Genomic DNA, 1,978 nt, shown 5'->3' with positions numbered 1-1,978 from the left:
TCTGCCAGCCTGTGGCGAAAACCAGTGAAATACAGACTAAGGCAATGAAGCCTATCAGCGCTTTGGATAACGCTTGGGGTGTAAGCCTTACTGCGACAGTCGAGATAGGCTTCAAAAGGGTCGTCATCAAATTGGCGGTTTACCGATCTAATGCAGTTTCCGTACCGACCTGGGATCATCTCAGTATGGAGCATCAACATGCGAATAAATGGAGATACGCTATCTAGCTGGGGTTGAGCTATCCATTCAGATAGCTTTTTCCTGAACCCAAAAATGAGCGAATGTTTGCGCTGAGTCAATTATAGGAAATTGGCGGTAGCAAATCCGTGAAGCATCTCCACCCTACTGAAAGTAAAGATGGATCGTCGTGCCTTGACCGACGACCGTTTTTTAACTTCCAGGTTGCCATACATGCATTGTCAAAATCTTTAGTCCATTGCCAGGCCCAATCCTGTAGCTTTGCTCGCATCTTTGGTGTGAAAAAGGTAGAAATGTTGTCGATCATGTCCTCGCTTGTCCCATACCGATTGTTCGATACTGAATTACTTACGTACTCAGTGGTTTTTTGTCGAAGGCGAGTGTGCGGTGAAGAGGAGGGCTAGGAACAATGTCCCGAGTCGAACGTCAGGTGCAGATCAGGCCCATGCCTCTAAATTTTGACCTCTTTACGGCTTTAGGTTACAAACACAACAGCAGGGCTATATTTAGGTATTGCCCCGCAATTCTGAATGCCTGAGAATTTTTTAGCGAAACAGTGCTCCCAAACTCCATCGCGCCTGTCAGGTTGAGTGACTAACCTTGTAGCATCACCTAACATGATGCCCAGTTTGCTCCACCACGTATCCCAAGGAAGTCGCATGTCCCGTTTAGCTGAATATCGCAAGCTCGAACAACAACTCGCTGCACAGCTCGCCGAGCTTGATGCAATGAAAAATGACTCAGGCCTCAAATCTGAAATGGAGTTTGAGGGTAAACTACGGGGCTTGCTGGCTGAATACGGCTACAGCTTGCGCGATGTGATCAGCCTGCTTGATCCGCAAGCAGCTACCCGTCGTACATCGGCTCCTCTGACAGCCCAGAGAAGCGCACTCGTAAGGCTCGGGAGTTGAAGGTTTACAAGAATCCGCATAGCGGCGAGATCGTGGAAACTAAGGGCGGGAATCACAAGCTGCTGAGGGCGTGGAAGAGCGAACATGGCTCGGATGTGGTTGAGTCCTGGCTCGCCCGCTGATCAGGCTGACTGATTTTGTGACTGGTGAAGCCGCCTGAGGGCGGCTTTTCACTAGGGTTAGCTTTTCATTTGGTAACGGTGTGTCGCTGGATGCCCAAGGCGAAAGGTTTACCGGAACTAGGTTTCTGTTGAACCACGCTATACTTTATGAGCGCAGGCTTCAAGTATCCAACAGACTGCGACAACTCTTAAATTGACTCATTTGAAAGCAGCTAGTCGCCGTTGATCACTAAGACTGGAAGCTCTTTAGGTTTAGAACTAGGTTATAAAAACGACATGTTTAATGGAATCCCCATGAACACTTTACGGACTCCCAGCGAGGCGAAGCTCTGGCTTCAAGATCGGGGTATTTCCATACAAGCTTTCGCGCTAGCCCACAACGTCGACGCGCCTACCTGTTACCAGATTCTTGCTGGCCGCAAAAAAGGTTTACGGGGAAAGGCGCACGATGCAGCTGTGGCACTTGGCATCAAACCCCCGTCGGATGACTAGATCCGAACCCTTCAGTGGCACACCCCCAAAATGTGGGCACGCACGATTAACTTTCGCAAAGCACCAGGCACGGCCGAGGATCAAGTGTTTGCTTCGAAAAGCGTCGGCTGTGGGTATCCGTCCGTGGAAGTCATCTGGGCGCGGTAGGGACGGCAGTTATCTGCCGCCCCCCGCACAGATCCGTACGTGCGGAACTACCGCATACGGCTCCTGCCTTGGGTACGTGACGCGAAGCGATCCTCCGGGTATGGGTGT

The 1,978-nt window shown here is 50.7% G+C and carries 2 protein-coding genes and 1 pseudogene; all 3 read left to right on the top strand.

Going from position 1 to position 1,978, the window contains the following annotated elements:
• A partial coding sequence (locus ACP7E4_RS30390; protein ID WP_426119965.1) for a hypothetical protein occupies nt 1–227 on the top strand: 227 nt, incomplete at its 5' end.
• A 630-nt stretch (nt 228–857) separates the two neighbouring features.
• A pseudogene (locus ACP7E4_RS30385) lies at nt 858–1,231 on the top strand (histone-like nucleoid-structuring protein, MvaT/MvaU family).
• A 276-nt stretch (nt 1,232–1,507) separates the two neighbouring features.
• Nucleotides 1,508–1,723 (top strand): DNA-binding protein, encoded by a 216-nt coding sequence (locus tag ACP7E4_RS30380; RefSeq protein ID WP_426224909.1) that lies wholly within the window; start codon nt 1,508–1,510, stop codon nt 1,721–1,723.
• The last annotated feature ends 255 nt before the right edge of the window (nt 1,724–1,978 follow it).

This window comes from Pseudomonas sp. DSP3-2-3, assembly GCF_049898225.1.
Taxonomy (GTDB): domain Bacteria; phylum Pseudomonadota; class Gammaproteobacteria; order Pseudomonadales; family Pseudomonadaceae; genus Aquipseudomonas.
This window is presented reverse-complemented; position numbering and strand designations above follow the sequence as displayed.